Genomic DNA, 2258 nt, shown 5'->3' on the forward strand with positions numbered 1-2258 from the left:
CACGCGCTAGCCGGACTCGCTGCTGCACGCCGCCCGAACGCGCCGGGTAGAACCGCCCTTCTAAGCCCCCGAGGTCCACGGCGGCGATCGCCCGTGCCGCGATCTGCTCTGCCTGCTCGGGGTGCAGGTTCAGCCCTGTCGTCAGTCCCATGCGCACGACCTCGCGCACTGTGAAGGGAAAGGAGATGGCGCTTGCCTGCGGCAGCACACCGCGAAGGGCAGCCAGCTGCCAGGGTTGCATCGTCTTGACCTCTTCGCCGTTGATGCGCACGGAGCCGTCGCAGGAAAGCTCGCCGGAGATCGCCTTCATTGTGGTCGTCTTGCCGGAGCCGTTCGGCCCGGCAATCGCCGTCAATTGGCCCGCCTTCGCCGTAAGGCTGACGTCATGCACGATTGTCTTGCCCGACAGGCGGACCGAGATTCCGGAAAGTTCGATCATCGAAATTCACTTTTAGAGCGCAAGCCGCGAGCGCTGCCGCAACAATATCCAGAGGAAGAAGGGTCCGCCGACTGCAGCCGTGATGATGCCGATCGGCAATTCGGCGGGCGCGACGATGGTGCGCGCCAGAACGTCGGCGAAGATCAAGAGCGAGCCACCGAGGAGAGCGGAGGCTGGCAGCAAATAGCGATGGTCGGGGCCGATGATCATACGCAGCAGATGTGGCACGACAATGCCGACAAAACCGATACCACCGCTGACGGCAACCGATGCGCCGGTTGCGGCGGCAACGGCTACGATTGCGGTATTCTTCAGCCGCTGAACCGGGACGCCCATATGAAACGCCGCCGCTTCACCAAGTGTTATGGCATTCAGTCCGCGCGCCATGAAGGGCAGGACTGCGAAGGATGCCAGAATGATCGGCGCGGCGGCGGCGATCTTCATCCAGGTTGCGCCTGCGAGAGAGCCCATGGACCAGAAAGTGAGATCGCGAAGCTGCTGGTCGTTGGCGATATAGGTCAGCAGACCTGTCATCGCGCCCGTCAGAGCTCCGAGCGCGATCCCTGCCAGCAGCATCGTGGCGACCGAGGTCTGGCCATTGGTCGTTGCGATCCGATAAAGCAGCACCGTCGTAACAAGGCCACCGCCGAAAGCTGCAACCGGCAGGGCATAGATGCCGAGCAGCGCAAGGAACGGCATGGCGATCGTTCCGCCGAGCACGATCATCACGACGGCGCCGAAGCTTGCTCCGGACGACACGCCGACGAGGCCGGGATCGGCGAGCGGATTGCGGAACAGTCCCTGCATCACAGCGCCGGAGACGGCGAGCGAGCCGCCGACGAGAAAGCCGAGGATGGCGCGCGGCATCCGGATGTCGAAGATGATGATCCGGTCGCGCATGTTGAGCGCCGCCTCCGAACCCGCCACGTTTGCAATCACGTCGACAATCGAGGCATCCGAGGCGCCGGTCGTCACCGAAAATAGCAGCGAGAAGACGGAACCCACCACGAGCAGGCCGATCACGAGGAGCGCCAGCCGCCCCCGATCGCCTGCCTCGCGGTGCTCACGAAGCGCGGCCATCGAAAAAAGTGATCGTTTCTGTCCCGTCATGGCGTCCAGCAGAGCCATCTTAGCCCCCGTAGATGGCCGCGTTCAATTCGCGGACGGCGCCTGCGGTGCGCGGGCCGAAGCCGAGCAGGTGCAGGCCATCCATGCGGATGACCGCCTTCTTCTGGGCCGCGGGGGTCAGTGCGAGCGCCGGCTGCCTGAAGAGGTCGTCGTTGGCGGCCGCGTGACTGCCCTGACGGTTCATCATCAGGATCACATCGGGCTTTGCCTCGACGATCGCCTCATCGGTCACCGGCTTGTAGCCTGAGAAGCTGCCGACGGCATTGATGGCGCCTGCGAGCTTGATGATGCCATCAGCCGCCGTGCCCGTGCCAGAGGCCATGATCTTGCCGCCCTGCGTGCTGAGGATGAAAAGCACGCGCTTGCGCCCCGCTTCGGACCGCTTGCCGGCATCGGCGATCGCGGCATCCAGATCGGCGCCGACCTTGGTTTCCAGCGCCCTGGCCTTGTCGGGTACGGCAAGCAGTGTGCCGATCTTATCGATCTTTGTCAGGATCCCTGCGCGATCGTAGGTATTCGGGACCGTCTCGAACGGCACGCTGGCGTTCTTGAGGACGGTCAGCGCTTCGGGCGGACCCGATCCTTCGACAGCGATGATCGCGGTCGGGTTGACGGCAAGGATGCCTTCCGGCGAGAGCGCCCGCATATAGCCTACATCCGGGAGCTTCATGGCCGCTTCGGGATAGGTGCT

At 64.2% G+C, this 2258-nt stretch carries 3 protein-coding genes; all 3 read right to left on the minus strand.

Translation table 11 applies throughout. From position 1 onward, the window contains the following. The coding region (locus C9413_RS31095; protein WP_170251406.1) for an ATP-binding cassette domain-containing protein at nucleotides 1-439 on the minus strand (439 nt) is incomplete at its 3' end. Between the two features lie 12 nt (nucleotides 440-451). After that, a complete protein-coding gene (locus C9413_RS31100) occupies nucleotides 452-1567 on the minus strand; it encodes an iron ABC transporter permease (RefSeq protein WP_039845636.1) in 1116 nt (371 codons plus the stop codon). Nucleotide 1568: 1 nt separating this feature from the next. After that, the coding region (locus tag C9413_RS31105; protein ID WP_170251407.1) for an ABC transporter substrate-binding protein at nucleotides 1569-2258 on the minus strand (690 nt) is incomplete at its 5' end.

This window comes from Rhizobium sp. SEMIA 4085 (genome assembly GCF_013004495.1).
Classification (GTDB): Bacteria; Pseudomonadota; Alphaproteobacteria; order Rhizobiales; family Rhizobiaceae; genus Rhizobium; species Rhizobium gallicum.

Bases quoted from the DNA above. Each gene is read 5' to 3' on its own strand.
- C9413_RS31100 (WP_039845636.1), bottom strand. From the start codon at position 1,567: ATGGCTCTGCTGGACGCCATGACGGGACAGAAACGATCACTTTTTTCG.